General features: G+C 60.5%; 2 protein-coding genes. Both read left to right on the forward strand.

The features are described from left to right. Positions 1–86: 86 nt before the first annotated feature. On the forward strand, positions 87–521 hold the full coding sequence (locus NKH12_RS30460; protein ID WP_352956487.1) for a helix-turn-helix domain-containing protein: 435 nt from the start codon (positions 87–89) through the stop codon (positions 519–521). Beyond that, positions 511–831: transposase (locus tag NKH12_RS30465; RefSeq protein ID WP_352956488.1), on the forward strand; the 321-nt coding region annotated here is incomplete at its 3' end. The genes NKH12_RS30460 and NKH12_RS30465, both read left to right, overlap by 11 nt.

An 831-nucleotide genomic window follows, 5' to 3' on the forward strand; every position in this document is an offset into this window, starting at 1 on the left:
TAGAGCGTCGGACGCTCAGGTTGAATCGAGAGGGGATTCCAGTGAGGCGACGTTCGTGATTCACTTCCTGTAGGAGGTGATTTGCGATGCCCAAGCCTTATTCGATCGATCTGCGTGAACGTGTTATCGGGTATGTCGAAGCCGGCCATTCCCGGCGCTCGGCTGCGGCGCATTTTGGTGTATCGGTTTCGTTCGTCGTGATCCTGGTGAGGAACTATCGAAAGACCGGGAGCCTGATGCCCAAGGCCAGCGGTGGCCGACGCCATTGCAAGCTCGACCCGCATCGCGAGTTTCTGCTTGGCCATGTAGCCGAGAAGGACGATATCACCATGCCGGAGCTTGCCGCCGAACTGGCCGCTGCTGCAGGCGTCGAGATCGCTCCCGCCTCGATCTCGCGTTGGCTCATTAGGAACGGCTACCGCTTCAAAAAAAACGCTGCAGGCCAGCGAGCAAGATCGTCCCGACATCAGCAAGGCGCGGCGGGAGTGGCAGGCCAAGCGCCAGCCACGAATGCGGCTTGAACCGCATCGGCTGGTGTTCATCGACGAAACCGGAACCACTACGAAGATGACGCGGCCGCGCGGCCGCTGCCTGAAAGGCCAACGGCTGCGCTCAAAGGCACCGTTCGGACACTGGAAGACGCAGACCTTCATCGCCGGGCTGCGCTGTCATGGGCTCACCGCACCTTTCGTCGTCGACACGCCGATGAACCGGCGCATCTTCGAGACCTATGTCGAAACGCAACTCGCTCCGACGCTGGAAAAGGGTGATATCGTCATTCTCGACAATCTCGCTGCCCACAAGAGTCAGACCGCCGAGGCCGCGATACGG

The sequence above is a fragment of the Mesorhizobium sp. M1322 genome (assembly GCF_040318085.1).
In the GTDB taxonomy this organism is placed as follows: Bacteria; Pseudomonadota; Alphaproteobacteria; order Rhizobiales; family Rhizobiaceae; genus Mesorhizobium.

Coding starts and splice junctions, on each gene's coding strand:
- NKH12_RS30460 (WP_352956487.1), top strand. CDS start 87: ATGCCCAAGCCTTATTCGATCGATCTGCGTGAACGTGTTATCGGGTAT.